This is a genomic window from Planotetraspora kaengkrachanensis, assembly GCF_016862895.1.
Taxonomy (GTDB): domain Bacteria; phylum Actinomycetota; class Actinomycetes; order Streptosporangiales; family Streptosporangiaceae; genus Planotetraspora; species Planotetraspora kaengkrachanensis.
The window spans coordinates 93,395-118,446 of record NZ_BONV01000013.1; the positions used below are offsets into that span (position 1 = coordinate 93,395).

General features: G+C 71.3%; 28 protein-coding genes. 13 read left to right on the forward strand and 15 right to left on the reverse strand.

Features of this window, described 5'->3' with window-relative positions; all coding sequences use genetic code 11:
- Positions 1 to 169 precede the first annotated feature (169 nt).
- Positions 170 to 802, forward strand: a complete 633-nt coding sequence (locus Pka01_RS16290) for an O-methyltransferase (RefSeq protein WP_239115043.1) — start codon at positions 170 to 172, stop codon at positions 800 to 802.
- Here Pka01_RS16290 and Pka01_RS16295 read toward each other — a convergent pair.
- On the reverse strand, positions 799 to 2,214 hold the full coding sequence (locus Pka01_RS16295) for a leucyl aminopeptidase (protein WP_203883599.1): 1,416 nt from the start codon (positions 2,212 to 2,214) through the stop codon (positions 799 to 801). The genes Pka01_RS16290 and Pka01_RS16295 overlap by 4 nt on opposite strands.
- A gap of 79 nt (positions 2,215 to 2,293) precedes the next feature.
- Positions 2,294 to 2,461 (reverse strand): DUF3117 domain-containing protein, encoded by a 168-nt coding sequence (locus tag Pka01_RS16300; protein WP_203883600.1) that lies wholly within the window; start codon positions 2,459 to 2,461, stop codon positions 2,294 to 2,296.
- A 180-nt stretch (positions 2,462 to 2,641) separates the two neighbouring features.
- On the opposite strand from Pka01_RS16300, the gene Pka01_RS16305 reads away from it, so the two are divergent.
- Positions 2,642 to 3,415 carry a PaaX family transcriptional regulator gene (locus tag Pka01_RS16305; RefSeq protein ID WP_203883601.1) on the forward strand — a complete coding sequence of 258 codons (774 nt, stop codon included), beginning with the start codon at positions 2,642 to 2,644 and terminating at the stop codon, positions 3,413 to 3,415.
- Between the two features lies 1 nt (position 3,416).
- Complete coding sequence (locus Pka01_RS16310) at positions 3,417 to 4,196, forward strand: enoyl-CoA hydratase-related protein (protein ID WP_239115044.1); 780 nt, start codon at positions 3,417 to 3,419, stop codon at positions 4,194 to 4,196.
- Here the strand turns inward: Pka01_RS16310 and Pka01_RS16315 are convergent.
- On the reverse strand, positions 4,162 to 4,737 hold the full coding sequence (locus tag Pka01_RS16315) for a DNA-3-methyladenine glycosylase I (RefSeq protein ID WP_203883603.1): 576 nt from the start codon (positions 4,735 to 4,737) through the stop codon (positions 4,162 to 4,164). The genes Pka01_RS16310 and Pka01_RS16315 overlap by 35 nt on opposite strands.
- Positions 4,731 to 5,222, reverse strand: coding sequence for a hypothetical protein (locus Pka01_RS16320; RefSeq protein WP_203883604.1), 492 nt, complete (start codon positions 5,220 to 5,222; stop codon positions 4,731 to 4,733). Before Pka01_RS16320 ends, Pka01_RS16315 begins: the two co-directional genes overlap by 7 nt.
- A gap of 44 nt (positions 5,223 to 5,266) precedes the next feature.
- On the opposite strand from Pka01_RS16320, the gene Pka01_RS16325 reads away from it, so the two are divergent.
- The gene (locus Pka01_RS16325) at positions 5,267 to 5,539 is read left to right on the forward strand and encodes a hypothetical protein (protein ID WP_203883605.1); all 273 of its coding nucleotides are present in this window, start codon (positions 5,267 to 5,269) and stop codon (positions 5,537 to 5,539) included.
- A 1-nt stretch (position 5,540) separates the two neighbouring features.
- On the opposite strand, the gene Pka01_RS16330 is transcribed toward Pka01_RS16325, so the two are convergent.
- Both Pka01_RS16330 and Pka01_RS16335 read right to left on the reverse strand, forming a co-directional pair.
- On the reverse strand, positions 5,541 to 6,119 hold the full coding sequence (locus Pka01_RS16330) for an LOG family protein (protein ID WP_203883606.1): 579 nt from the start codon (positions 6,117 to 6,119) through the stop codon (positions 5,541 to 5,543).
- A gap of 4 nt (positions 6,120 to 6,123) precedes the next feature.
- Positions 6,124 to 6,870, reverse strand: coding sequence for an LOG family protein (locus tag Pka01_RS16335; RefSeq protein ID WP_203883607.1), 747 nt, complete (start codon positions 6,868 to 6,870; stop codon positions 6,124 to 6,126).
- Between the two features lie 106 nt (positions 6,871 to 6,976).
- On the opposite strand from Pka01_RS16335, the gene Pka01_RS16340 reads away from it, so the two are divergent.
- Together Pka01_RS16340 and Pka01_RS16345 are read left to right on the forward strand one after the other, a co-directional pair.
- Positions 6,977 to 7,429, forward strand: a complete 453-nt coding sequence (locus tag Pka01_RS16340; RefSeq protein WP_203883608.1) for a hypothetical protein — start codon at positions 6,977 to 6,979, stop codon at positions 7,427 to 7,429.
- Positions 7,426 to 9,585 (forward strand): bifunctional polysaccharide deacetylase/glycosyltransferase family 2 protein, encoded by a 2,160-nt coding sequence (locus Pka01_RS16345; RefSeq protein ID WP_203883609.1) that lies wholly within the window; start codon positions 7,426 to 7,428, stop codon positions 9,583 to 9,585. Before Pka01_RS16340 ends, Pka01_RS16345 begins: the two co-directional genes overlap by 4 nt.
- Positions 9,586 to 9,594: 9 nt before the next feature.
- On the opposite strand, the gene dapE is transcribed toward Pka01_RS16345, so the two are convergent.
- Genes dapE through fdxA form a run of 5 tightly spaced genes read right to left on the reverse strand, consistent with a single transcriptional unit; the run spans position 9,595 to position 13,587 of the window.
- The gene (dapE, locus tag Pka01_RS16350) at positions 9,595 to 10,656 is read right to left on the reverse strand and encodes a succinyl-diaminopimelate desuccinylase (RefSeq protein ID WP_203883610.1); all 1,062 of its coding nucleotides are present in this window, start codon (positions 10,654 to 10,656) and stop codon (positions 9,595 to 9,597) included.
- An 11-nt stretch (positions 10,657 to 10,667) separates the two neighbouring features.
- On the reverse strand, positions 10,668 to 11,471 hold the full coding sequence (locus Pka01_RS16355) for a hypothetical protein (protein WP_239115045.1): 804 nt from the start codon (positions 11,469 to 11,471) through the stop codon (positions 10,668 to 10,670).
- Positions 11,472 to 11,492: 21 nt separating this feature from the next.
- Entirely contained in the window at positions 11,493 to 12,137 is a 645-nt protein-coding gene (locus tag Pka01_RS16360; protein ID WP_203883611.1) for a DUF4178 domain-containing protein, read from the reverse strand.
- Between the two features lie 11 nt (positions 12,138 to 12,148).
- Positions 12,149 to 13,228, reverse strand: coding sequence for a succinyldiaminopimelate transaminase (dapC, locus tag Pka01_RS16365; RefSeq protein WP_203883612.1), 1,080 nt, complete (start codon positions 13,226 to 13,228; stop codon positions 12,149 to 12,151).
- A 32-nt stretch (positions 13,229 to 13,260) separates the two neighbouring features.
- A complete protein-coding gene (gene fdxA, locus Pka01_RS16370) occupies positions 13,261 to 13,587 on the reverse strand; it encodes a ferredoxin (protein ID WP_203883613.1) in 327 nt (108 codons plus the stop codon).
- Between the two features lie 97 nt (positions 13,588 to 13,684).
- Between fdxA and Pka01_RS16375 the strand changes: the two genes are divergently transcribed.
- From Pka01_RS16375 to Pka01_RS16405, 7 genes are all read left to right on the forward strand, one after another.
- Complete coding sequence (locus Pka01_RS16375) at positions 13,685 to 13,930, forward strand: hypothetical protein (RefSeq protein ID WP_203883614.1); 246 nt, start codon at positions 13,685 to 13,687, stop codon at positions 13,928 to 13,930.
- Between the two features lie 21 nt (positions 13,931 to 13,951).
- Positions 13,952 to 15,040 carry an ABC transporter substrate-binding protein gene (locus Pka01_RS16380; RefSeq protein ID WP_239115046.1) on the forward strand — a complete coding sequence of 363 codons (1,089 nt, stop codon included), beginning with the start codon at positions 13,952 to 13,954 and terminating at the stop codon, positions 15,038 to 15,040.
- A gap of 75 nt (positions 15,041 to 15,115) precedes the next feature.
- A complete protein-coding gene (locus Pka01_RS16385) occupies positions 15,116 to 15,892 on the forward strand; it encodes a class I SAM-dependent methyltransferase (protein WP_203883615.1) in 777 nt (258 codons plus the stop codon).
- A gap of 66 nt (positions 15,893 to 15,958) precedes the next feature.
- The gene (locus Pka01_RS16390; RefSeq protein ID WP_203883616.1) at positions 15,959 to 17,596 is read left to right on the forward strand and encodes a hypothetical protein; all 1,638 of its coding nucleotides are present in this window, start codon (positions 15,959 to 15,961) and stop codon (positions 17,594 to 17,596) included.
- Positions 17,597 to 17,600: 4 nt separating this feature from the next.
- Positions 17,601 to 19,661: a UvrD-helicase domain-containing protein gene (locus tag Pka01_RS16395; RefSeq protein ID WP_203883617.1), complete on the forward strand. Its 2,061-nt coding sequence runs from the start codon at positions 17,601 to 17,603 to the stop codon at positions 19,659 to 19,661.
- Positions 19,662 to 19,710: 49 nt separating this feature from the next.
- A complete protein-coding gene (locus Pka01_RS16400) occupies positions 19,711 to 21,552 on the forward strand; it encodes a sigma factor-like helix-turn-helix DNA-binding protein (RefSeq protein WP_203883618.1) in 1,842 nt (613 codons plus the stop codon).
- Positions 21,553 to 21,562: 10 nt separating this feature from the next.
- The gene (locus Pka01_RS16405) at positions 21,563 to 22,777 is read left to right on the forward strand and encodes a CysS/YqeB C-terminal domain-containing protein (RefSeq protein WP_203883619.1); all 1,215 of its coding nucleotides are present in this window, start codon (positions 21,563 to 21,565) and stop codon (positions 22,775 to 22,777) included.
- Here Pka01_RS16405 and rraA read toward each other — a convergent pair.
- Genes rraA through mshB form a run of 4 tightly spaced genes read right to left on the reverse strand, consistent with a single transcriptional unit; the run spans position 22,759 to position 25,012 of the window.
- Positions 22,759 to 23,241, reverse strand: a complete 483-nt coding sequence (gene rraA / locus Pka01_RS16410) for a ribonuclease E activity regulator RraA (RefSeq protein ID WP_203883620.1) — start codon at positions 23,239 to 23,241, stop codon at positions 22,759 to 22,761. The genes Pka01_RS16405 and rraA overlap by 19 nt on opposite strands.
- Positions 23,222 to 23,674 carry a hypothetical protein gene (locus Pka01_RS16415; protein WP_203883621.1) on the reverse strand — a complete coding sequence of 151 codons (453 nt, stop codon included), beginning with the start codon at positions 23,672 to 23,674 and terminating at the stop codon, positions 23,222 to 23,224. The genes rraA and Pka01_RS16415 overlap by 20 nt, the downstream gene beginning before the upstream one ends.
- 44 nt (positions 23,675 to 23,718) lie before the next feature.
- Positions 23,719 to 24,096 (reverse strand): DUF6113 family protein, encoded by a 378-nt coding sequence (locus Pka01_RS16420; protein ID WP_203883622.1) that lies wholly within the window; start codon positions 24,094 to 24,096, stop codon positions 23,719 to 23,721.
- A gap of 10 nt (positions 24,097 to 24,106) precedes the next feature.
- Positions 24,107 to 25,012: an N-acetyl-1-D-myo-inositol-2-amino-2-deoxy-alpha-D-glucopyranoside deacetylase gene (gene mshB, locus Pka01_RS16425; protein WP_203883623.1), complete on the reverse strand. Its 906-nt coding sequence runs from the start codon at positions 25,010 to 25,012 to the stop codon at positions 24,107 to 24,109.
- Between the last annotated feature and the right edge of the window lie 40 nt (positions 25,013 to 25,052).

The window sequence follows — 25,052 nt, forward strand, 5'->3', positions numbered from 1 at the left end:
TCGCTACAGCCATAGTGCCTGGTTTCGCCCCTTCCCGCGCACCGCGAGCCGAACGGCCTTGAACAAAGACCGTCCAAAGCGTGCAACGTCACCGTTGTGGCGTGAGTTCCCGTTCCGGTCCGACTCCCCTAGGCTGCGGACCAACATGAACCAGGGGAAGGAGAGGCCGATGGCGACTCCGGCCAGCCTGGAGTACGCGGAGGACTTCGTCCCAGAGGACGAGATCCTCCAGGAGGCACGCCGACGCGGCATCGAGGTGGGAGCGACCCCGGTCCTGCCCGGGTGCGGGGCGGCCTTGTGCTTCCTCGCGACCGTCGCCGGTGCCCGATCAGTGGTCGAGGTCGGCACCGGATGCGGCGTCTCCGGATTGTGGCTCCTGCGCGGGATGCGACCGGACGGCACGCTGACCAGCGTGGACGTCGAGCCGGAGCATCAGCGCATGGCCAGGCAGACGTTCGCTGAGGCCGGATATTCCGGCAGCAGGATCCGCCTCATCGGAGGCCGCGCCCTCGACGTGCTGCCCCGCCTGGCCGACGGCGGCTACGACATGGTCTTCTGTGACGCGGCGAAGCAGGAGTACCTCGACTATCTGGACGAGTCCGTCCGGCTGCTGCGCCCCGGCGGCATCGTGGCCTTCGCGAACGCCCTCTGGCGCGACCAGGTGGCCGACCCCACCCGGCGCGACCCGGACACCGTCGCCGTCCGGGAACTCGGCCGGATGGTCCGAGAGGATGAGCGGCTGCGCCCGCTCATGCTCCCCCTGGGCGACGGTCTCCTGGTCGCGGTGAAGCTGCCCGCCTAGTCGGCCAGGTAGCTAAGCAACATCCGGACGCCGAAGCCGGTCGCGCCCTTGGTGAGGTGGCCCTCATCCGCGGTCGACCGCGCGGGCCCGGCGATGTCCAGATGCGCCCACGGCCGCTTGCCGATGAACTCCCGCAGGTACAGCGCCGCGATGACCGACCCGGCGGCGCCGGACATCTTGCGGTCGACGTTGGTCAGGTCGGCGACGTCCGAGTCCAGGTCGGACCGGTAGTCCTCGACCAGGGGCATGCGCCAGAACCGATCTCCGCCGACCTCGCCCGCACGGAGCAGGGAGTCGGCCAGCGACTCGTCGGTGGCGTAGAGCGCACCGATGGAGGGGCCGAGCGCCACCTTCGCCGCACCGGTGAGCGTGGCGATGTCGATCATCGCGTCGGGGTCCAGTTCGGCGTCCGCGTACGCCAGGGCGTCGGCCAGCACCAGCCGGCCCTCGGCGTCGGTGTTGAGCACCTCGACCGTGCGCCCGCCGTACTGTGTGATGACGTCGCTCGGCCGCTGGGCCGAGCCTGAGATGGCGTTCTCCGCGCAGGCGATCAGACCCGTCACCCGGACCGGCACGTCGAAGGCGGTCAGGGCGCTCATCACGGCCATCACGGCGGCGCCGCCCGCCATGTCGCTCTTCATGGTCTTCATGCCCTCGGTGGGCTTGAGGGACAGACCGCCCGTGTCGAACGTGATGCCCTTGCCCGCCAGGACCACGTGCGGCGTGCCGTCTCCGGCGTTCTCCGGCGTGTACTGGAGCTGGACGAACCTGGGCGGGTGGATCGACCCCTGGCCGACCGCCCTGATGCCTCCGAAGGGGCCGAGGTCCTCGCCCGCCCAGACCCGTACGGCCAGGCCGTGGTCGGCGGCGATCAGCCGGGCCTGGTCGGCCAGCCATTCGGGGGTCGCCACGTCGGCCGGGGTGTTGGTCAGGTCGCGGGCGAGAGCGGTGGCGCGGGCGGCGACCTCGCCGCGGCGCACGGCCTGCTCGTCGGCGCCCGTGAAGACGATCTCCTCCACCGCGCGCGTGCGGGTCTCGCCGATCCTGAACGTGTAGGAGGCGAGCAGGGCGCCCTCCACGAGAGCGCTCACGTCATCGCTTGGGGGGACCAGCACGGAAAGGGAGTGCCGTCCCTTGGCCTTCCGCGCCACGGCCGCGCCCGCCTTGCGCAGAGCGGGGGCGGTGTTGTCGCCCATGCCGTAGAGCAGGACCCGGCCGACGCCGTCCCCACGGACCACGGGAACCTCGAAGACCTCGCCAGGCTCGCCCTTGGCTTCGTGGTGGGACAGAAGGGCGGTCACCGGCACGGGCAGCTCGACGGGGGGAGCGAGGTCCGCCCCGAAGGGCACCGCGGTCAGCTCCGCGTCGTCGGCGAGCCGGTCAACAACGGTCAACGTGGTCTCAATTGGCACGAACGCCTCCAATAGGGCGGCCCCGGCGCGGGGGGATCCCGTCACCAGGGCCGAAAAGTCGAACAGGTCGGCTGGAACCTCAGCCGACCACGGTCTTCAGCGCGTCTCCGAGGGCGCCGGCCTCGTCCGCCGAGAGCTCGACGACGAGTCGACCGCCACCCTCGAGAGGGACCCGCATGACGATGCCCCGTCCTTCCTTGGTGACCTCCAGCGGACCGTCGCCAGTCCGTGGCTTCATCGCCGCCATGCGTGTATCCCTTCCCGCGTAGTCGGCCACCCCGAAGGGTGACCGGCGCATTCACGTTTCTGTGATGTTCTATTATCCCGCCTCCGAGCTCAAAAAGGTAACGGCCCGGCTCCGGTCAGTCGATCAATAAGGCCTCAGACGCATTGTCGGAGAGCGATCCAGACCCTCAAACTGAGAGGGATGAACGCCCGAGCCGCACTCTTCGACCTCTACGGCGACCACCTCCGCACACGTCACGGACGTGCCTCGGTGGCCGCCCTCGTCAGGCTGCTCGCGCCCCTCGACGTCGCCGCCCCCGCCGTACGGACCGCGATCTCCCGCATGGTCCGGCAGGGGTGGCTCGACCCGGTACGGCTGCCGCAGGGGCCGGGGTATGCGGTCACGCCGAAATGCGAGCGGCGGCTCGACGAGACCGCCACGCGGGTCTACCGGGCGGGCGCTGCAGAATGGCGGGGACGGTGGCACGTGCTGGTGCTCGAACCGGTCAAGGAACGGGCGAGGCGGGAGCGGATCCGGGCCGATCTGGCCTTCCTCGGCTACGCCCCGCTGTCGGAGACCACCTGGGTCGGGCCGTGGGCCTCACCCGAGTTGGACGCGCTGCGGCTGCCCGCCCACCGTTTCGACGCCGCGCTCGAGGGCGACCCTCGCGAACTCGTCGCCCAGGCGTGGGATCTGGACGGCATCGCCGGAGCGTACGAGGATTGGCTCGCCGGCGCCGTGGATCTCGTGGGATCGCTGCCGGGGAACCCCCCGGACCACCAGGTCTTCGCGGTCCGGAGCAGGTTGGTGCACGGCTGGCGCAACTTCCTGTTCCGCGACCCCGGCCTGCCGGCGGAACTGCTGCCTCCGGGATGGCCGGGCGACAAGGCCCGCGCCTTCTTCGAGCAGGAGGCGGCCCGGCTGCTTCCCGCGGCGGCGGCCTTCGTCGACCGCAACCTGGATGGGGGATCGTGAGATGAGTGTCGGCTACGAGGTCGAGCAGGCGGTCGCGACGGTCACCCTGGACCGCCCCGACGCGATGAACTCGCTGACCGCGGCCATGAAGGGCGAGCTGCTCGCGGCGCTGCGGCGGGCCGCGGGGGACGCGTCCGTGCGCGCCGTCCTGCTGACAGGGGCGGGGCGGGCCTTCTGCGCGGGACAGGATCTGCGCGAGCACGCGGACAACCTGGACGCCGGCCTCGGGCTCGCGAACACGGTGCGCGAACACTACAACCCGATCGTGCTCACGATCACCTCGATGGACAAGCCGGTGGTGGCCGCCGTCAACGGCGTGGCCGCGGGAGCCGGGGCGTCGCTGGCCTTCGCGTGCGACTTCCGCATCGCCGCCGAGAGGGCGAAGTTCGCCATGGCGTTCACCGGGATCGGCCTCGCGCCCGACTCCGGCGCCTCCTGGACCCTTCAGCGCCTCGTGGGGCCGGCCGTGGCCAGGGAGATGCTGCTCCTCGGCGAAACCGTCGACGCCGCGCGTGCGCTGGAGCTCGGCCTGGTGACCAAGGTCGTGCCGGGCGAGGACGTGGTGTCCACGGCCCGCGAGCTGGCGCTGCGCCTGGCGCAGGGGCCCACCCTGGCCTACGCCGCGACCAGGCGGGCGCTCGACTTCGCCGCCTCCCATCCGCTCGCCGACGCGCTCGACCGCGAGGCCGGCCTGCAGGACGAGTGCGCGGCCACGGCCGATCATCTGGCCGCGACGAAGGCCTTCCTCAACAGGGAGACCCCGCGGTTCGAAGGGCGTTGACCTCCTCGCGCACCCAGCAGTCGATCACGTGGTCGTTGACCAGGCCGATCGCCTGCATCAGCGCGTAGGCCGTCGTCGGGCCGACGAACCGGAACCCGTGCCTCTTGAGCTCCTTGGCCAGCGCCTTCGACGCCGCGGTCTGCGCGGGCACGTCGCCGAGGCCGGCCGGCGTGGGCGAGGACGGGTCCGCGAACTTCCAGACCAGCCGGCACAGGCCGTCCGGCAGGTCCGCCGCCGCCCTGGCGTTGGCGATCGCCGCGTCGACCTTGGCCCGGTTCCTGACGATGCCGGCGTCGTTCATCAGGCGCTCGACGTCGGACTCGCCGAACGCGGCGACCGCGTGGATCGAGAACCCGGCGAAGGCCCTCCGGAAGTTCTCCCGCTTGCGCAGGATGGTCAGCCACGACAGGCCGGACTGGAACGCCTCCAGCGTGATCCGCTCGTAGACCCGGTCGTCGCCGTGGACCGGACGCCCCCACTCGTCGTCGTGGTAGGCGATGTAGTCCGGGGCCGAGGTGGCCCACCCGCACCGGTTCACCATGACTCTTCCGCGTCCGTGCGGTCGTCCTCCCAGGCGCCCGCCGCGGTCTTGGAGGGCACCTCAGGCGTCTTCGCGGGCACCTCAGGTGTCTTCGCGGGGATCTCGGGGATCTTGGCGGGGATCTCGGGCCTGTGCTCGGCGGCGGCCGGCGCGGGCGGCCGTGCGAAGGCCTCCTGCCGCGAATGGAGCCGGTCGGCCAGCAGATCCGCCACGCGCTGCTCCAGCACCGCGATCCGGGTGTCCCGCTCGCCGAGCGCGGTCGACAACCGGTAGAGGGCCTCGTCCACGACCTGGGTGTGATAGCCGACCAGGCTGAGGGGGAGCTGCAGGCTCATGAGATCGGCGGCGGTCACGTGACCGGCGTCGGGCAGCTCGGTCGGAGGCGTGTCCGGGTGGAATACGGCCAGCTCACCGCCGTGGCCGAGCGACACCATCCACACGCAGAAGAGGACGGCGAGACCGGCTAAGACGAGTACGACCAGCACATACGAATCGTGCCACAAGTCGCATGCGTGCGAGCATTGAAGGCATGACCATTGTGATCCGTCCGGCCGACCCGGCCGACCCGGCCTGGGTGGCCGCGGCCTCGCTGTCCGAGGTCTCCGCCCTGGCCCAGGCCGGCCGTACGGTCGTGGTGACGTTGCCGGAGGACGAGACGGAGGCGATCGCGGCGGCCGCCGCGTTCGCGTGGGCGGGCGCGACGGTGTTCCGCACCTCCCACCAGGTACGGCAGGCGCTCGACATGACCGAGGTCCTGCTGGGCAACCGGCCTCCCGCACTCACCCGGCGCGGCCTCGCCTGACCTAGGACTCGCCGAGCTCCTCGGCCGTGGGCCGCAGTTGCGGGGTGGGCCGTTCCAGCAGGTCGAAAGCCTCCTCGACGGTGGTCGTCCAGGAGATCGCGTCGAAGACGTTGGGGCGGGTGAATCCCTGCTCGTACATGCCGTCGACGAGCAGGCGCAGCGGCGCGTAGAGCCCCCAGGGGTCCAGCACCACCAGCGGCCTGTCGTGGACGCCGAGCACCCGCGAGGTCCAGATCTCGAACAGCTCCTCCAGCGTGCCGATCCCACCGGGCAGCACGAGGAAGGCGTCCGACCTGGCGTCCATCATGCCCTTGCGCTCGCGCATGTCGGCGGTGACGATCAGCTCGCCCGAGTCGGTGTCCGCGATCTCGATGTCGACGAGCACCTGGGGCATCACCCCCACCGTGTGACCGCCGCCCTCCCGCACGGCCCGGGCGACCTCTCCCATGCAGGAGACGATCGCGCCTCCGCTGACGAGGCCGTGCCCGCGCCTGGCGAGCTCCGCGCCCACGTCGTGGGCGAGGTCGAGGTACTTGCGGTCGATCTTCTGGCTGGACGCGCAGAACACGCAGATGAACACCCCGTCACGCTCCCGTGCGGTGCCGGTCGGCCTCGAGGATGATCTGGACGGCCTCGTCGGGGTCGTCGGTGACCCGCAGGAGGTCGACGTCCGACGGCGAGATCTTGCCGGTCTTCGCCAGGGTCGTACGGACCCAGTCGACCAGCGGCGCCCAGAACTCCGACCCCATGAGGATCACGGGGAAGGAGGTGACCTTGTGGGTCTGGACCAGGGTGAGCGCCTCGAACAGTTCGTCGAGCGTGCCGAACCCGCCCGGCAGGGCGATGAAGCCGCTGGAGTACTTGACGAACATCGTCTTGCGGACGAAGAAGTAGCGGAACTCGACGCCGAGGTCGACGTATTCGTTCAGGCGCTGCTCGTGCGGAAGCTCGATCCCGAGGCCGACCGAGACGCCGTCGGCCTCTAACGCCCCCTTGTTGGCCGCCTCCATGACGCCGGGGCCGCCGCCGGTGATGACGGCGTAGCCCACCTTGGCCAGCGCGTGACCCACGCGGACGCCCAATTCGTATTCGGCGCTGTCCCGGGGGGTGCGGGCGGATCCGAAGACGGTCACCGCCGCGGGGAGGTTGGCCAGGGAGCCGAATCCCTCGACGAACTCCGACTGGATGCGCAGGACCCGCCACGGGTCCATGTGGAGCCAGTCCGTCGGGCCCTTGCGGTCGAGCAGACGCTGGTCATATGTCGAATCGGGGACGAGATCGCCGCGGAGCACCGAGGATCCCTGACGGCGTTCGGGCCGGTCGTGGTTCATGCGTTCACGCTAGCGGGCGCCGGACAGTGCGGGTGTTCCATCCAAGATGGTCACAAATGTCGCATTATTCCCGGCTGTGCACGGGGGTTCACTACTATCACAGCTCGTGAACGAGTCACCTCCTCAGGACACCGCCGTGTTCGTGGACCAGAGCGGTCGTCGCGGCCGGATTCTCACGGTGACTGCGATCGGTTCCGGAGCCGTCGTCGTGACTCTCCTGGCCTTCGTGGTCACCGGAATGCTGGGTGGCACCGAACTGCCCGGGCTGGGATGGCCCGGCAAGGCCCAACAAGGACCGACCGTCGGGGGAACCGCCTCCCGGTCGCCCGACGTCCGGCCCACGCGGACGCCACAGGTCAGCCCGTCCGCGACGACGGTCCCGCAGGTCCCCTCACCGACGGCATCGCGTCGCGCGCCGCAGCCGACCCCTGAGACCACGCCCTCGGCCGGCAGGCCGGGCAATACGCCGCCGCCCGACGCGCAGGGTTCCGTGGCGGGCAATCCCGGCCACGGCGGCACCCCGCCGGGACAGGCAGAAAAGACGCACGGGCCGAAATGAGCACGCCGCTGAACAAGCGAAGCGACCCGCGGGCCCACTGGTTCCTGGTCTGCCTGGCCGCCGTCCTGACCTGCGGGGGGCTCTTCCTGAACGGCTACGTCCACAACGTGGTCGGCGAGACGCGCCCGCCCGCGGACGACACCGGAGATTCGGCGACGCTCGACCGCGTGCGCGCGGGCGGCCCCGTGGTGAACATGTCGGGACCACGACCGGAGGCGCTGCGCGTCGCACGGCGCACGGCTGCGCTCACCTTCGACGACGGGCCCGATCCGCGCTGGACACCCCAGGTGCTCGACGTGCTTCGCAGGCACGGCGCCACCGCGACCTTCTTCGTCGTCGGGGCGCACGTCGCCGAGAATCCCGACCTCGTACGCCGCATGGTCGCCCAGGGCAATGAGATCGGCGACCACACGTACACGCACGCCGACGTGACGACGGCGCCGGGCTGGCGAACCCGGCTGGAGTTGTCCCTCACGCAGAAGGCGCTGGCGGGAACCGCGGGCATCCACACCCGCCTGGTCCGCATGCCGTACTCCTCGTCTCCGGAGGCCGTCGGAGACAAGCAGTTCGCGGCGATGCGGCTGCTCGCGTCGGAGGGCTATCTCACCGTCCTGACCGATCTCGACTCCAAGGACTGGAGCCGGCCGGGGGTGGACCAGATCGTCAGGGCGTCCCTGCCGCCGCGCGACACCGGCGCCGTGATCATGTTCCACGACGCGGGAGGAGATCGTTCGCAGACCGTGGCGGCGGTCGACCGGTTGCTGACCACCCTGGACAAGCGGGGCTACACGGCCACCACCCTCACCCGGGCGGCCGGGCTTCCCTCCGCGCACACGCCCGCCTCCACGAGCGACAAGTGGCTCGGCGAGGCCCTGATCCTTCTCCAGCGGGCCTCCTCCGCGTTCACCGGATCACTCGGCTGGATCCTCGCCGCCGCCGGTCTGCTGACCCTCCTCAGGCTCGCGCTGTTCGTCGTTCTCGCCTGGGTCCACGCGCGCAGGGCGAAGCGGCAGAGACGGCGCAGGGACGCCGGGCACCGCCGTGGCACCACGCGATGGCCCGCTCCCCCTCCCGTCACCGTGATCGTCCCCGCCTACAACGAGGAGGCGGGCATCGAAGCCACCGTCCGCTCGCTCGTCGCGACCGACTACCCGGGGCACGTGGAGATCATCGTCGTCGACGACGGCTCCACGGACCGCACCGCTGAGATCGCGGCCTCGCTGGGTCTGCCCGGCGTACGGGTGATCCGCCGGCAGAACGGCGGCAAGCCGTCCGCGCTGAACACCGGGATCGCGCAGGCGGCGCACGACATCCTGATCATGGTCGACGGGGACACGGTGTTCGAACCCTCGACGATCGGCAACCTGATCCAGCCGCTGGCCGACCCGTCCGTCGGCGCCGTCAGCGGCAACACGAAGGTCGGCAACCGGCGCGGCATGATCGGCCGCTGGCAGCACATCGAGTACGTCATCGGGTTCAACCTCGACCGGAGGGCGTTCGACCTCCTCGGCTGCATGGCCACCGTCCCCGGCGCCATCGGCGCCTTCCGCAGGTCCGCGCTGACGTCGGTCGGCGGCGTCAGCCTGGACACCCTCGCCGAGGACACCGACCTCACCATGGCGATCCGCCGTGCCGGCTGGCGCGTCGTCTACGAGGAGCACGCCCGGGCGTGGACCGAGGCGCCCACGTCCCTCGGTCAGCTCTGGCGGCAGCGTTACCGGTGGTGCTACGGCACGCTGCAGGCGATGTGGAAGCACCGCGGGGCGGTCCTCGAACGCGACCCCTTCGGCCGCCGTTGCCTGGGCTATCTCACGCTCTTCCAGGTGATCCTGCCGCTGCTGGCCCCCGTCGTGGACATCATGGCGGTGTACAGCCTGGCCGTCGCCGATCCCCTGCCCGTGGTGGCCGTGTGGGCCGGCTTCGTCACCGCTCAGGCGCTCAGCGGGTGGTACGCGCTGCGACTCGACGGCGAGCCCGCCTCCGTGTTGTGGGTGCTTCCGCTGCAGCAGTTCGTCTATCGGCAGCTGATGTACCTGGTGGTGATCCATTCGGTGGCGACGGCCGTGCTGGGAGCGCGCCTGCGCTGGCACACCATCCGCAGGGAGGGCACCTTCGCCCCGGAACCGGCGCTCCCCGAGGTCACGACCGGCCGCTGACGGGCGTGTTCAGCGCGGGGCGCTCAGCCAGTCGAGCATCCGCCGCTCGGTCTCCGCGATCATCGCCAGGCTCACGTGCTCGCCGCTGGTGTGGGCCAGGTTGGGGTTGCCGGGACCGCAGTTGACGGCGGGCATGCCGAGAGCGGAGAACCTGGCGACGTCGGTCCAGCCGAGCTTGGCGCGCGGCGTGCCGCCGACGGCGGCGGCGAAGGCCGCGGCCACGGGGTGCGTGAGCCCGGGCCTGGCTCCCGGCGCGCCGTCCCTGAGCCGCACCTCGAAGCCGTCGAACACCTCGGTGACGTGGTCGAAGGCCTGCTCCACGGTGAGGTCGGGGGCGAAGCGGTAGTTGACGGTCACCACGCACTCGTCGGGGATCACGTTTCCGGCGACGCCACCGTGGATGCCGACGGCGTTGAGGCCCTCGTGGTAGCGCAGGCCGTCGACCACGGGGCGCCTGGCCTCGTAGGCGCCGAGGATGTCGATGACCGGCTTGATCCCGTGGATGGCGTTGACGCCCTCCCAGGACCGGGCGCTGTGGGCCCTGGCGCCCCGAACGACCACCTCGGCCCGCAGCGTCCCCTGACAGCCGCCCTCGATCAGGCCGTCGGTCGGCTCCATGACGACGGCGAAGTCGCCGGCGAGCCACTCGGGATGCTCCCGGGTGAGGCGCAGCAGGCCGCTGCGCTCCGCCTCGATCTCCTCGCAGTCGTAGAAAACGAAGGTCAGGTCTCTGTTGGGGTCGTCCAGCAGGGCCAGTTTGAGCTGGACGGCCACGCCGCTCTTCATGTCCGAGGTGCCGCAGCCGTAGAGCAGGTCGCCGTCGACGCGGCTGGGCAGGTTGGCGGCGACGGGGACGGTGTCGATGTGGCCGGCGATCACGACGCGCTCGGCGCGCCCGAGCGACGTGCGGGCCACGATGTTCTGCCCGTCGCGGTCCACGGTGAGATGCCCGAGCGGGGTCAGCGCCTCCTCGATCGCGTCGGCGATGGCCTTCTCACCGCCGCTGACCGACTCGATGTCCACAAGGCGCGCCGTCAGCGCTCCGACGTCCTGTCCAAGGTCCAGCCGCATGGCCCCTGAGCCTAGGCGATGCGCACGGCCCCGGACGCCTTGGCCTCGCCCTTCAGCCAGCCGTCGTGCCCCGCCTCGGCGGTCCAGGTCATCCCGCCGTAGTTCACCTCGCGCAGGCCGTACTTCTGCGCGTTGGAGACGTACCACTCGGCGATCAGCCAGCCGTGCCTGGCCGAGGAGTCGTCGCCCAGCGCCCTCACGAGCTGCTTGCGCGCCTCGTCGGGCCGGGGCGTGACGGGCTTGTCCGCCGGGGGGTACCAGCAGTGGACGGCCTTGGGCACGCGACCGGCGAAGGCGGCCGTGAGGATCTTGGCGGACTCCTCGTGCTGCGCGTACGCGGAGCCGTCGGCCGAGCGCTGGACGGCCTGCGCCGCCTCATGGAGGGGCAGGGACTTGTAGTGCTTGACCTTCTCCAGCGCGGCGAAGAACTTCCTGGTCGCGTAGACGGGGTCGGTGAGCTGCTCGGGTGTGCCCCATCCCTGCGAGGGCCGCTGCTGGAAGACCCCCACCGAGTCCCGGTCGCCGAACGGCAGGTTGGCCAGCTTCGACTCCTGGATGGCGGTCACGTAGGCGATCTGCAGAGCGCGCTCCGGCAGCTTCCGCCGGGCCGCGACCGCCGCGATCGTGGCGGCGATCTGGGCCTGCTCGATGTCGAGATCCAGCGTGCCGTCCGAGGTCGTGACCAGGCAGTGTTCGCCTAAGGCGAACGGCTGGGCCTTCTTCATCAGGTGGTAGACGCCGTAACCGGCGCCTCCGACGACCAGGACGGCGATGATCAGTACGGTCAGGCCTACGCGGGAACGACGCCGAGTCACCCTCCAGAAACTACCGGCCGATCAAGGTAGGCGTTCCACTCGGATGGAACCCGGCGTCAGCGGGCGGGTGTAGAAGGACGACCACTGACCGCCCTGGACGCGCTCGAACGACAGCAGCCGGCCGTCGACGGCCCGGTAGTGGGCGAAGTCGAGGAGCCCCCGGTCCGGGTGGCCCGTCATCCCCTCGGAGCGGAACGCCACCGTGCCGCGGTCGATGGGGAAGAACTCCACGCCTTCCATGATCAGCATGTGCTTGGCCGGGACCATCCCCTGGGTCGGCACCTGGGTCCACAACATGACCTCGAGGTGGAGGGGCTCGCCCTCCGCGGAGCCGCGCCGCTCCTCGACCGACAGCCACTGATAGCGCCGGACGCCCTCGTCGAGGAGGTACTCCGTCCACTGGTCGCCCTGCCGCGACAGGTGCAGAGCGCCGATGGCACGGGACTTCACGCCCTGGATGTGGACGGTGTCCCCGACCTTGATCGTCCTGGGGTCGAAGTAGTCGGCCGCCGGGGCCGGAACGCGGACGGGCGCGATCTCCGGCGTCTCGGGCGGCAGCGGCGGCATGGGCGCGGGAACCCTGCCCTGCCGGGCCGTCGCGACGAACGCGCCCAGGACGACGACCAGTGTGGCGACACCCAACACGAGCACGACCGCTGCCGTCATGCCGCGCGATCCTACTGGAGGCGGCGCACCACCGCATCGATCCTTTCATCGGTTGCCGTAAGGGCGATCCGCACATGCGCACGACCTGCGACTCCGTAAAAGTCGCCCGGCGCCACCAAAATGCCTTTTTCGGCCAGCACGCGTACCTGGTCCCAGCAGCCGGTGCCGTCGGTGGCCCACAGATAGAGGCCCGCCGTGGAGTGGTCGATCCGCCAGCCCGCCCGCTCCAGCGCGGGACGCAGCACCTCCCGGCGCCGCGCGTACCGCTCCCGCTGCTCGTCCGCGTGCTCGTCGTCGTCGAGGACGGCGGCCATCGCGGCCTGGACCGGGGAGGAGACCATCATCCCCGCGTGCTTGCGCACCTCCAGGAGCCGCTTCACCAGGACGGGGTCTCCGGATACGAATCCGGCGCGGTAGCCCGCGAGGTTGGATCGCTTGGACAACGAGTGGACCGCGAGGAGCCCCTCGTGGGAGCCCCCGCAGACGTCGGGGTGCAGCACGGAGACCGGGTGGTCCTCCCAGCCGAGCTCGAGGTAGCACTCGTCGGAGGCCACCACCGCGCCGCGCTCGCGCGCCCAGGCGACGACCTTGCGCAGGTGTTCGGCGGGCAGCACCCTGCCCGTCGGGTTGGACGGCGAGTTGACCCAGACGAGCGGCACCCGCTCGGGGCCCACGGCGAGGAGGCCGTCCACCGCGTACGGCTCGGCGCCCGCGAGGCGGGCGCCGACGTCGTAGGTGGGATACGCCAACTCGGGGATGACGACACGGTCCCCGCGCCCCGCGCCCAGAAGCGTCGGCAGCCAGGCGACCAGTTCCTTGGAGCCGATCGTCGGCAGCACGTCGGCCGGGTCGACCGTGACCCCGTGCCGGCGCCGCAGCCATCCCGCGGCCGCCTCACGCAGCCGCGCCGTGCCGTACGTCTGGGGATACCCGGGACTGTCGGCGGCCGCGGCGAGCGCCTTGCGCGCGACCGGGGGCACCGGGTCGACGGGCGTGCCGATGGACAGGTCGGCGATCCCGTCCGCGTGAGCCTGGGCCAGCTCCTTGTACGGCGCGAGCCGGTCCCACGGGAAGTCGGGCAACTCGATCAACGGATCACCCCGGTCAGCGGACGGGCCCGCACTCAGTGGTCCTCGGCCTGCGGGGGGAGCGCGGCGACGACGGCGTGGTCCTTGTCGATCTTCCCCACCTTCGACGCGCCGCCGGGCGACCCGAGCTCGTCGAAGAACTCCACGTTGGCCTTGTAGAAGTCCTTCCACTGGTCGGGAAGGTCATCCTCGTAGAAGATCGCCTCTACCGGGCACACCGGCTCACACGCCCCGCAGTCCACGCACTCGTCGGGGTGGATGTAGAGCATGCGCTCGCCCTCATAGATGCAATCGACGGGGCACTCCTCGATGCACGCCTTGTCCAGGACATCCACGCAAGGCTGCGCGATGACGTACGTCACCTCGGGCTCCTTCTGGTTGCACGGCTCGGCCGCGGTTTGCTACGCCCTAGTATTGCGTTGCCTGTCGAGTAGCCGGAACAGGAGGGGGCCAATCATCGTGAGCCCTCAGTTCGGAGCCAGGCTGGTCGTGGCCATCACCCCCGAAGACGTGGGGCGACGGGTGACCGTGCGACGTGTCGACACCGGTGGTTTCCGTGACGCGGTCGGCGTGTTGGAATCGTGGACCGGCGGCGTCCTCACCCTGCGCAGACGCGACGGCTCGACGGTCGAGATCGCAGAGGCCTCCATGGTGGCGGCCAAGATCGTGAACCCTCCCCCGCGTGCCTCCTCGACCGGCGGCTGACCAGCACCGATCATACGTAGCGTGACCATACGTGCCAGTGCTGTAGTGGTGATGCTCGTCTCGGTGGCCGCGGCGTGCTCGACGCCGTCGTCGAAGGGCGACAAGGAGCTCCCGCCGGTGAACCCGATGGCGACGAGCATGAAGAACGGGTTCTCCACCATGGACAGGCTGGTGGAGGCCGCCAAGCGGGAGGGCACGCTGACCGTCGTGGGGCTGCCGCGCGCCTGGGTGAACTACGCGGAGATCATCGACCGCTTCTCCGACAAGTACGGCATCAAGGTCATCGGGATCTCCCCCGAGGCGAACAGCCAGCAGGAGATCGACGCGGCGACCCGGCTGCGCGGGACCAAGGACGCGCCCGACGTCTTCGACCTGAGCCTGGACGTCGCGGTCGCGAACGCCAAGCGCTTCGCCCCTTACAAGGTCGCCGGCTGGGGCGACGTCCCCGACCGGCTGAAGGACGCCAAGGGCCTCTGGTACGGCGCGTACGGCGGCTACATGTCGATCGGCTACGACCCCAGGAAGCTCTCGGCCCCGGCGTCCTACGCGGCGCTGGCCAAGCCGGGCGTCTCCGTGGCGCTGCCCGGCGACCCCCTGCGGATCGCCTCCGCCTTCGGCGGCGTCATGGCCGCCTCGCTCGACGGCGGCAAGGTCGACGCCGCACGCGGCGTTGACCTGTTCGCCCGGATCAAGCGCGCCGGGATGCTCAGCCAGCCCGACCGCGCCGCCTCCGTGCTCGACTGGGACTTCCTCAACACCGCGAGGGCCGAGGCCTCCGCCAGGGACGGCAAGCCCGCCTGGCAGGTGACGATCCCGCGTGACGCGGTCCTCGCGTCCTACTACGTGCAGGCGATCAACAAGGACGCCCCGCATCCGGCCGCAGCGCGGCTGTGGGAGGAGTTCCTGCTGTCCGACGAGGGCCAGAACCTGTACCTCAAGGCCTACGCCCGGCCGGCCAGGATGGAGGCGATGGAGATGCGCGGGACGCTCGACAAGACCGCGGCCGCCAAGCTCCCCGCCGCGACGGGAACTCCCGTCGTCCTCACCATCCCGGAGCAGGATGAGGCCAAGTCCTACCTCAAGACACATTGGTCACAAGCGGTGGGCTAAGCGTGCACAACTCGCAGGGGCACCCGAAGCCGTAAAGTGTGTCGCTATCTGAATGACTCAGAATGCGAGCTGATCTTGCGGTACGAAACCCCCTATCTCACGAGATGGAATGCTCGTGCGTATGACAGCTCCTTCGGCTACGTCTCCGCGCACGGAGCGCCGCTCGTGGAGCTGCTCGATCCCCAGCCGGGCGAGCGGGTACTCGACCTCGGCTGCGGGACCGGCGTGCTCACGGCCGACCTCGCCGCCCGCGGCGCCGAGGTCCTGGGGATCGACGGCTCGCACTCGATGATCGAGACGGCCATCGCCCAGCATCCCGGTCTGGACTTCATCGTCGGCGACGGTCACGATTTCACGGTGGCCCAGCCGTACGACGCGGTCTTCTCCAACGCCGCGCTGCACTGGATGAGCCGTGACCCCGAGGCGGTGATCGCATGTGTGCGCATGGCCCTGCGCCCTGGCGGACGGTTCGTGGCGGAACTCGGCGGCGCGGGCAACTGCGCGGCGCTCACGTCCGCCATGCTGACCGCCTGGCGGGAGCACGGCCTGCGCGAGCCCGAGCTTCCCTGGTACTTTCCCAGCCCGGCCGAGTACGCCCGTCGCCTGGAGCAGGGGGGCTTCACCGTCCGGATCCTGGAATACTTCGATCGACCGACACCGCTCGACGACTGCCCGAACGGCGCCGCCGACTGGGTGCGGCTGTTCGCGGGCTCCCTGCTGGACGGCGTGCCGCCGGCGACCGTGGAGCCGCTGCTGCTGCGGGTCAACGAGCTCGCCGCCCCCGCCCTTCGCCGGGAGTCCGGGTGGATGGCCGACTACGTCCGGCTGCGGTTCGCCGCCGTTCGTCCCTGACGCAGGGGCCCTGCGAATGGGGATTTGTCAGACTATGGTCTGGTCCGACGGAGTGATGGGGAAAGCATGAACTTCTGCCTGAGTGACCTCGTGCCACCGCTGCGCTGGAGTGACGCCTCCCGCATCGGAATCCTGCACGAGCAGGGCGAACTGCCGGACGCCTGGTGGCGCAGCCTGCCCATGGAGCGGGTGCTCGGTGTCATGGACCCCGAGGACCTCGGCGAGCTGATCACCGACCTGGCGCTCGAGCACTGGCCGGCCGCCGCCGTTGGCGACGTCCTGCCGGCCCTCTACGTGCTCGACCCGGACGAGGCCGACGACCCCCAGGTCGCGATCGCGCTCGACCGCGCCGGGTCCTGGCCCGGGCTGCTCACCCTCTCCGGCCGCGAGCTCACCGACCAGCCCTTCATCAAGGCGCGGCCTGTGCTGACCGCCCTTTTCACCGCCGTGTTCGCGCGGCTGGCGCCGTCCCTGAGCGAGGAGGCCGAGCCGGCCGCCGCCAGGACGCGCCTGGCGGAGAGCCCGGCCAGGCACCTCAAGTCGGTGCCCGAGGTGCCCGCCCCGAGGCGCCCGCAGAACGAGGTCGACTTCCCCGCCCTGATCGACGCGGCGTTCTCCGACATGGACGACAGGACCTGGATGGTCGCGCAGAACCGGGTCTTCACTGACGCGCCGTCCGCCGTCGAGGAGCTGGCCAAGCTCCTCGCCGTCTCCTCCGACGTCATCCACGCGCTGGAGACCACTCTGCGCGTCTGGCTGGCCGAGTGGCTCGGCAAACCGGAGGCCGCGCCGTACAAGGCGCACCTGGCGTGGCTCGCCGACGAGCTGGGGGTCGCCGCGCCGAAGAACCGGCTGATCACGGCGGCCGACTGGCACGAGCACGAGTTGCGCTCGCTCGACGTGCCCGCCTGGCACTTCGTGGCGGCGACCCTGCCCGGCTACCACGTGGCGGGCGACTGGGTGGTGGCGGGAGACCTCGCCGAGCTGCACGAGCGCACACGTGGCCTGATCGTCAACGCCGAGCGGCCGCCGACCGTGGCCCGGGCACTGGAGCTGGTCTCCTCCCTCGGCATCCACCCGGACGTGGCCAAGGAGTGGCTGGAGAACGTCCCGCAGCTGCGCATCCAGAGCAGCAGCAAGGCCAACGGCGCGCGGCGCGCCGCGAACGGCGCGGCGGCCGACAAGCCGGTGGGCCAGCTCAAGGACGTGTCCCTCACGCGAAGGTGCTTCCGCCAGCCTGACGGGCGCTGGTGGCTGCGGGTGGACGTCACCGACGAGCATCTGCGGGGCGCCGAGGTGCCCATGCCGACCGGTTTCGCGGCCTATCTCGGTCTCACGCCGGGCGAGAACCGGCCCGCGCGGAGCGCCGCGGGAGACGTGGAGCTCACCTGGATATCGCGGCCCGGCTTCGGCTCGCTGCAGCGGATCCTCAGCGAGGTGGCCGCCAAGGAGGGCAGCCACGTCTTCCTGACCATGTCAGACGAGGGCATGTTGCGGGTGCGGCACCTGGCGGCGGCCAACGGCGGCGACGCGACCTCCCAGGCGCTGCGCCTGGTCGGGTACACGGCCCCAGGGGGCACCCCCGACCAGGCCGTACGCGTGATCGCGACGAGGATCGGCCTCACCGGGCCGGCGGGGCGGCCGGAGCTCATCACCCGGCTCCGCGAACGAGGCGACCGCGACCTCATCTCCTTACTGGACTAGGGCGATGCCCCGGCTCGCGATCTCCCCGGAGTTCACCAGGGAACTCGGTTCCCTGGCCCGGCCGGTCCGCCGGGACGCCGTGGTCGCGGTCCGCCGGTTCCTCGGCAACTCTCCGTCGGCGCCGCATCCGGAGCGGGTGCGCAACGGCCGCGACCACCGGGTGACCACGCTTCGCCTGGCCGACCGCCACCGGGCCGTCGCCCTGCGCCAGGGCGACACCTACTGGCTGGTCACGGTGCTCCCGGACGCGGCGGCGTGGTCGTACGCACAGCGCCACAGGTTCGGGGTCAACCCGGCCATCGGAGTGATCGAGACCTGGGACGCGGAGGCGCTGGAGCGCGTAGAGCCGGCGTTGCGCAGGTCGGCCCAGCGGTCGGAGCAGCGGCTGTTCGCCCGGTTCTGCGACACCGACCTGCTGGAGATCGGCGTCGACGGGGAACTGCTCCCGCTCCTGCGGCTGATGACCGCCGAGTCGCACTTCGAGGTGCTGGAACCCCTGCTTCCGGAGAGCCAGTTCGCCCCCCTGGCCGCGCTGGCCCACGGCGGCACCCTCGCGGACGCCTGGCGCGAGCTCGACGCCTGCCGCTCCTCCGAACCCGGCGTCGTCGACACCGGCGACCTGGCCGCCGCTCTGCGGCGCAGCCCCCACCTGGCCGCCTTCGCGTCCGATCTCGACGAGCTCGACCGGATCATGACCCTGCCCCACTGGTGCACCTTCCTGCAGCCCCCGCAGCACACGTACGCGAACTGGGCCGGTTACGACGAGCCGGTGCTGGTGACCGGGGGCGCGGGCACCGGAAAGACGCTCATCGCCCTGCACCGGGCCGCCCACCTCGCCCGCGCGGGCGCCGGCCCCGTCATGCTCGTGACGTTCTCCCAGGGCCTGGCCACCGAACTGTCCTCACGGCTCGACCTGATCATCGACGACGAGGTCGTGCGCAAGCGGGTCGAGGTCGGCAACGTGGACCGGCTCGCCCACCGGATCGTCACGGAGGCGGAGGGACGGCCGCCCGCCGTCGTCGGCGCCGACGACCTGGCCGGCCTCTGGGAGGAGGCGGCGAGCGGCCGTTTCGGCACCGCGTTCCTGCTGCGCGAGTGGGAGCAGGTCATCCTCGCCCAGAACCTCCGCACGCTGGAGGAGTACCAGAGCGCGGGCCGCCCGGGCCGGAGCGTCGAGCTGGAGCCGCAGAGCCGGGCCGAGGTGTGGGAGGCGGTCGGGCACGTCGTCGACCGGCTGAGGGAGTCGGGGCGCCGCACGCTCCTCCAGCTCGCCTCCGAGGCGGCGGCGCTGCTCGGGGAGTCGACGGGCGACCTCCTCGGCGAGGAGGCGCCGGGGCGGGAGCCGTACCGGCACATCGTGGTGGACGAGGCGCAGGACCTGCACCCCGCGCAGTGGCGGCTGCTGCGGGCGGCCGTCCCCGTCGCGCCGGACGACCTTTTCATCGTGGGCGACCCCCACCAGCGCATGTTCGACACCCGGATCGCGCTGGCGAACGTCGGCATCCCCGCCCGCCGATTCCATCTGAAGATCTCCTATCGTCTATCGCGGGAGATCCTTTCCTGGGGCGTACGGCTCCGGGGAGGAGGGCCGGCCGACGGCCTCGTCGAGGGCATCGCCGACCTGTACGGCTTCCGCGCCGTCAGGAACGGGGCACGCCCGACGGTCCTGGAGTACGTCAGCCCCGAGGCGGAAACGGCCGGTCTGATCGCGCATGTGTCCGAGTGGATGGAGGAAGGCGTGCCGACGCAGGACATCGCCGTCGCCGCTCGCACAGCCGAGCTGGTCAAGGCCGCCCGGACGGCTCTGCGTGACGCGGGGATAACAGTGAAAGTCACGGTGCTGCATGGGATGAAAGGGCTGGAATTTCGCAGGGTGGCCGTGATAGGCGTGGCTGACGGAATCGTGCCGGCGCCCGACGCGCTGACCCCGGCCTCGGAGGACCCCACCGCCCGGGCCCACGATCTGCAACGAGAACGGGGGCTGCTTTACGTGGCGTGCACGCGGGCCGGCGAGTTGCTGTACGTGTCCTATTCCGGGCGGGCAAGCCCCTTCCTGCCCGGCTGATCCCCTACCCTGAACTGCGGATATATTCCCCTTGCCGGTTGGACCTGCATTGAACCTGAGCCTGAGCGACATCGTGCCCCCCCTGCGCTGGACGGCGCCGAGCCAGGTGGAGCCGATCGCGAGCGATCCCGGCCTTCCCGACGCCTGGTGGCAGTCGCTTCCGCTCGACCGGGCCTGCGCCCTGGTGGGAGCCGCGCAGGTCGCGTCCCGCCTGACCGACCTCACCAGCGCCTGCTGGGATCATCTGATCCTCGGCGACATCCTGCCGCTGCTCAGATTCACCGACCCCGCGGACTGCCTCCAGACGCCGGGTTCCCGCGAGAGCGTGCACAGGCTGTTCACCGGAGTGCTCGACAAGCTGGTGGCGACCGAGCCCTCGGACGATCCGTCTGCGGGCGCGCTGCCGGAGATCATCGACCGGCTCTTCGCCCGGCTGGACGACCGGCAGCGGGCCATCGCGAGGGACCGGCTGTACTTCGACGCCTCGCAGAACGCCGCCCAGACGGCGCAGCGGGCCACGCTCGACGAGCTGGCCCAGAGGTTCTCCGTGACCCGGGAGCGGATCAGGCAGATCGAGCGCGACCTCCGCGAGCACGTGCTGAGCTGGCTGGCCGGGCCGGAGGCCGCGCCTCTCAACGCCCATCTGTCGTGGTTGCACACCCGGCTCGGTTCCGCCGTACCCGCCGAGGAACTCGCCCTCGCCGCACCGTGGCACCGTACGGAGCTGGCCACCCTCGCGATCCCCGCGTGGCGCTTCGTCCGCACCCTGCTCACGGGCTACGAGCAGGCGGACGGATGGATGGTCGCCGGAGGCGCCGAGGAACTGCGGGAGAAGACCCGGCAACTGTTCGCGGACGGCCCGCGGAAGCTAGACGAGGCCGTCTCCCTGGTCTCCCAGCTCGGCGTGCGCGAGGACCTGGCCGAGCGGTGGCTCGTCTCCGTCCCCCACCTGCGGGTGCTGGACGGGCACGTGGTTCCGTGGCCGCGCGGCGTCAACGACAAGGCCGAGGCGGTGCTGGCCGTCGCCGGCGCCCCCCTGAGCCCCGAGGAGATCCAGGAGCGGATCGGGGCGGACCACAGCGTCGTCGGCGTGCGCAACCAGCTCGCCTCGGACGAGCGGTTCATCCGCCTCGACCGCAACAAGTACGGCCTGCGGCGCTGGGGCGGCGGCGAGGAGTACCTCGGCATCCGCGAGATGATCGCCAGGGAGATCGAGCGGGCGGGCGGCGAGGCGTCGGTCAACACGATCGTCGCCAACCTGACCTCGCGTTACGAGGTGAGCGAGAGCTCGGTCCGTGCGTACGCGGGCGGGCCGGGATTCGAGCGCACCCAGCGCGGCTGGATCCGGGTCGCCGGGCCGGAGCAGGGCGAGCCGTACCACCCGCGCAAGGACGTCTCGATGACCCGTCGGTCGTTCCGCAGCCGCGACGGCCGCTGGTGGCACCGCGTCGACATCAACGCCGAGCATCTGCGCGGGTCGGGGTCTCCGCTGCCGACCGGTTTCGCCGCCCACCTGGGGATGGCGCCCGGAGGGCAGCTGACCGCCTCCACGCCGGCGGGCGACGTGGTGATCAGCTGGCACAACCAGCCGACCATGGGATCCATCAGGCCGGTGCTGGTCGACTACAACGCCTCTGACGGCGACCACGTCTTCATCACGGTCTCCGACGGCGGCGAACTGCTGACCCGCTTCCTCCCGGCGGCGGCCGGGGTCCCGCCGCTCAACCGGGCCCTGCACCTCATCGGCTACACGGCCCCCGTGGCGTCCGAGGCGGAGGGCCTGCGGCTCATCGGCTCACGCATCGGCCTCCCCGAGGGCGCGACCCGCGAAGAGGTGCTCGAGCGGCTGAGAGAGCGGGGCGACCGGGACATCCTCGGTTTCCTCGCCTAGGCTCGGGAGCATGCTCCGGGTCTACGACACGCGCGCCGGGAAGATGGAGCCGGTCGTCGCCACGGGTTCGCGGGTCCTGCGGATGTACGTCTGCGGGCCCCCCTCCCACCGATACGCCCACCTCGGAGATCTCCGCTCGCTCCTGCTCGCCGACCTGGTCAGGCGGGTGGCGGAGCGGCGGGGACCACGCGTGGTCGCCTGCCGGAGCGTCGCGGACGTGAGCGGCCACGGGGAGGCCGGGCCCTCCGACGGCAAGCCGCCCCCGCCGCTGTACGAGGACGCCTTCCGCGCCGACGCGCTCGCCCTCAACATCCGCACTCCTGAGCACACCCCGCGGGAGTCGGAGAACGTCGGGGAGACGATCGAACTGATCACCCGGCTGATCGAGCGGGGCCGGGCCCTTCCCGCGCCCGACGGTTCGGTGTACTTCGACGCGGAACCCCGGTGGCCGCTGTGGACGGCGGCGGTGCCCGCATGGGACTCCCCCTGGGGTCCCGGCTCCCCGGGCCCCCACGTGGGCTGCTCGGCCCTGTCCGCGCGGTTCCTCGGCGGGCGGGTCGACCTCTACGCCGGCGGGGCCGACGGCCATCAGGAGTGCGTCCGCGCCGAGTCGGGCGCGGCCGCCGGCCGGGAGACGACCGCCCCCTGGCTTCGCAGCGGCCCCCTGTTCTTCGAGGGCAGGCGGACGGACGGCCCCGACCCTGTGCTCCTGTCCGACGTCACGGCCCAGGGCCTCGACCCGCTGGCCGTACGGCTCGCGCTCATGGAGCGGCATCACCGGGAGCGGGCCGAGCTCACCGGGGAGACGCTCCGGGCGGCGGCCAGGACTCTGCGGCGCTGGCGGCGGCGGGTGGCCGACTGGGCCGAGTCGCCGAGCCGTCCCATCGACGCCGGCCGGGCCGAGGCGGTCCAGCGGGCGCTCGACGACGACCTCGACGTGCCGGAGGCGCTGCGGCTCCTGCAGGACCTCGAGGACGACGGCGACGTGGCGCCCGGCTCCAGGTTCGAGACGTTCCTCCACTTGGACCACGTGCTCGGCCTCGACCTGTCGGCCGACATCGGGAAGGTCCCAACGCTCCCGCCCGGCGCGGGGGAACTGCTGCGGGCGCGTGAACTCGCGCAGGCGGAAGGCGACTGGGCCGTCTCCGACCGGCTCCGCGACGAACTGGCCGAGCTCGGGGTGAAGGTTGCCGACACCCCGACCGGTCAGTCGTGGAGCCTCTGAGCGCTCACGACCACCCCGTCCTCATCGCTGTAGAGCCACGCGCCCGGAGTGAAGGTCACCTCGCCGAAGGTCACCGGGACGCCGACCTCGCCCCGTCCCTCCTTCGCGCTCCTGCGCGGGTTGGATCCGAGGGCCTTCACGCCGAGGGAGAGCCCGGCCAGCGCCGCCGTGTCCCTGACCGCGCCGTTGACGATCACACCCGACCACCCGTGCCGTACGGCCGACGCCGCGAGAAGGTCGCCCAGCAGGGCCGTGCGCAACGATCCGCCCCCGTCCACGACGAGGACCCGCTCGTTCCCGGGCGTGCCCAGCACCTCGCGCACGAGCGCGTTGTCCTCCAGGCAGCGGACCGTCTCGATCCGCCCGAAGAACCGGGTGCGGGAGCCGTACGAACGGAACTGGGTGACGCAGCTGCTCAGCGCGTCACCGTGGGCGTCGAACAGGTCAGCGGTCGTGAAGGTCATGGCCGGATCGCCCCCTCCGTGATCGGCTCCACCGGGCGGCCAGGTGGGGGTAACCGCCGTCGTCCAGGTCGGCCAGCCGCTCGAAGGGATTCCACGAGGCGGGATTCCCGCAGATGGCGTAGGAGACGCCCGCGGCGACGACGTACAGCACGATCATGGGCAGGCCCACGCACGCCACGTACTGGCTGGCGTGCCGGGCCTCGTGGTCGAGGAGCCTGCCGGTGAGGTAGCCCTCGCCGTTCCTGGTGAGGACCACGTTGCCGACCGTGAAGGCCCCGGCGAGGGGGAAGGGGATGCGGTACCCGTGAGCGAAGATCAGGCCCTGATCCCCCCTGCGCGGCCGCGCACCGCCGATCACCGCGATGAGCAGGCCGGCCGGGGTGGAGAGGTTGACGTAGTTGATCACCTGCCGAGTCCGGTGCCATCGCCGCATGACCTCAGAATCGGCGACGGCCGTCCTGAGGTAAAGGACCGGTCTCAGGTGCCGCCGGGCGACTTCAGCAACCACGACCCGCTGGAGCGGGTGCACAGGGCGGCGGCCGCGACGGCGACGGCGCCGCCGTAGAGGTACCAGTAGCCCGCCGAGTCTCCGGCGATCGCCAGGTCTCCGGCGGGCTGCCGGGTGGCGAGCAGGAACGACGACACGAGCCAGCCGACGGCCGGCGCCACCGCCCCGAGCCTGCCGCCCATCAGCCTGCCCATGGCGTACGGCACGGCGAACAGGATCAGCAGCCAGCCGAACGCGGCGATCGGCACGTCTCCCACGTACCAGGAGTGCTCGAACGCGCCGACGACGCCCAGCACGAGGCCCAGGAGGAACAACATCCCGTAGGCCGCGCCCGTCACCGGTCTCATGCCGCAGAGGTTAGCGGATGCCCGCGAACAGGTCGTCTTCGCGGTTGTACGGCTCACCCACGCCGCCGGCCTCATGGGGCGCGCCGACGCCGCTGGGACCGGGGACGCCGGCCCGCAGGATGAAGTGCTCGACGCCGAGCGCCTGCTGGCCGATCTTGTTCGAGAGCGCGAACCACGGGGCGTCGACGGCGATCTGGGTGACGTGCGCGCGCATGGCGTCGAGCTTGGCCTCCACGTGCGGCCGCGCGTCGATCTCCGTCGTGACGTCCCCGTCGGCGCAGCCGAAGGGCATGTCGTCGGAGTCGACGTTCCAGAACTCCACGTCGGCCTCGCGCATCGCCTCGGCCGTCCGCCTCATCACCGACGTGGGCATCGCCGTGTGGTAGAACTTCGCGATCCGCCACGGGTCGCCGCCCGGGTGGCGGGGGTCGGCCGCGAGCTGGAAGGCACGCCAGGCCACCCGGTGTGCCTGGATGTGGTCGGGATGCCCGTAGAAGCCGTTCTCGTCGTAGGTGACCAGGACCTGCGGGCGCACCTGGCGGATCACGGTGACGAGCTCGGCCGCGGCCTCGTCGACGTCCGCCCGCCAGAAACAGCGGGGGTCGTCGTTGGTCGCGGCGCCCATCATCCCCGAGTCGCGCCACCGGCCCGCGCCGCCGAGGAAACGGTGATCGGTGACGCCCAGCGCCTTGCACGCCGCGGCGAGCTCGCCGATGCGGTACTGCCCGAGGGTGTCGTCACGATCGGCCGCGTGGTGGGCGAGCTCCGGCGGGATGATCTCCCCCTCCTCGCCGAGCGTGCAGGTGACCAGCGTGACGTGGGCGCCCTCGGTCACGTATCGGGCCATCGTCGCCCCAGTGCCGATCGATTCGTCGTCGGGATGGGCGTGAACGAGCAGCAGGCGCCGATCAGTCATGGCTTCGAGCCTAGGTCATCGCCCCACCCGCCGGGACGGC

Excerpts from the sequence above, each read along its gene's own strand:
- Pka01_RS16290 (WP_239115043.1), top strand. The coding sequence starts at position 170 with ATGGCGACTCCGGCCAGCCTGGAGTACGCGGAGGACTTCGTCCCAGAG.
- Pka01_RS16300 (WP_203883600.1), bottom strand. The coding sequence starts at position 2,461 with ATGGCGGCGATGAAGCCACGGACTGGCGACGGTCCGCTGGAGGTCACC.
- Pka01_RS16305 (WP_203883601.1), top strand. The coding sequence starts at position 2,642 with ATGAACGCCCGAGCCGCACTCTTCGACCTCTACGGCGACCACCTCCGC.
- Pka01_RS16310 (WP_239115044.1), top strand. The coding sequence starts at position 3,417 with ATGAGTGTCGGCTACGAGGTCGAGCAGGCGGTCGCGACGGTCACCCTG.
- Pka01_RS16315 (WP_203883603.1), bottom strand. The coding sequence starts at position 4,737 with ATGGTGAACCGGTGCGGGTGGGCCACCTCGGCCCCGGACTACATCGCC.
- Pka01_RS16325 (WP_203883605.1), top strand. The coding sequence starts at position 5,267 with ATGACCATTGTGATCCGTCCGGCCGACCCGGCCGACCCGGCCTGGGTG.
- Pka01_RS16335 (WP_203883607.1), bottom strand. The coding sequence starts at position 6,870 with ATGAACCACGACCGGCCCGAACGCCGTCAGGGATCCTCGGTGCTCCGC.
- Pka01_RS16345 (WP_203883609.1), top strand. The coding sequence starts at position 7,426 with ATGAGCACGCCGCTGAACAAGCGAAGCGACCCGCGGGCCCACTGGTTC.
- dapE (WP_203883610.1), bottom strand. The coding sequence starts at position 10,656 with ATGCGGCTGGACCTTGGACAGGACGTCGGAGCGCTGACGGCGCGCCTT.
- Pka01_RS16360 (WP_203883611.1), bottom strand. The coding sequence starts at position 12,137 with ATGACGGCAGCGGTCGTGCTCGTGTTGGGTGTCGCCACACTGGTCGTC.
- Pka01_RS16390 (WP_203883616.1), top strand. The coding sequence starts at position 15,959 with ATGAACTTCTGCCTGAGTGACCTCGTGCCACCGCTGCGCTGGAGTGAC.
- Pka01_RS16395 (WP_203883617.1), top strand. The coding sequence starts at position 17,601 with ATGCCCCGGCTCGCGATCTCCCCGGAGTTCACCAGGGAACTCGGTTCC.
- Pka01_RS16405 (WP_203883619.1), top strand. The coding sequence starts at position 21,563 with ATGCTCCGGGTCTACGACACGCGCGCCGGGAAGATGGAGCCGGTCGTC.
- rraA (WP_203883620.1), bottom strand. The coding sequence starts at position 23,241 with ATGACCTTCACGACCGCTGACCTGTTCGACGCCCACGGTGACGCGCTG.
- Pka01_RS16415 (WP_203883621.1), bottom strand. The coding sequence starts at position 23,674 with ATGCGGCGATGGCACCGGACTCGGCAGGTGATCAACTACGTCAACCTC.
- Pka01_RS16420 (WP_203883622.1), bottom strand. The coding sequence starts at position 24,096 with ATGAGACCGGTGACGGGCGCGGCCTACGGGATGTTGTTCCTCCTGGGC.
- mshB (WP_203883623.1), bottom strand. The coding sequence starts at position 25,012 with ATGACTGATCGGCGCCTGCTGCTCGTTCACGCCCATCCCGACGACGAA.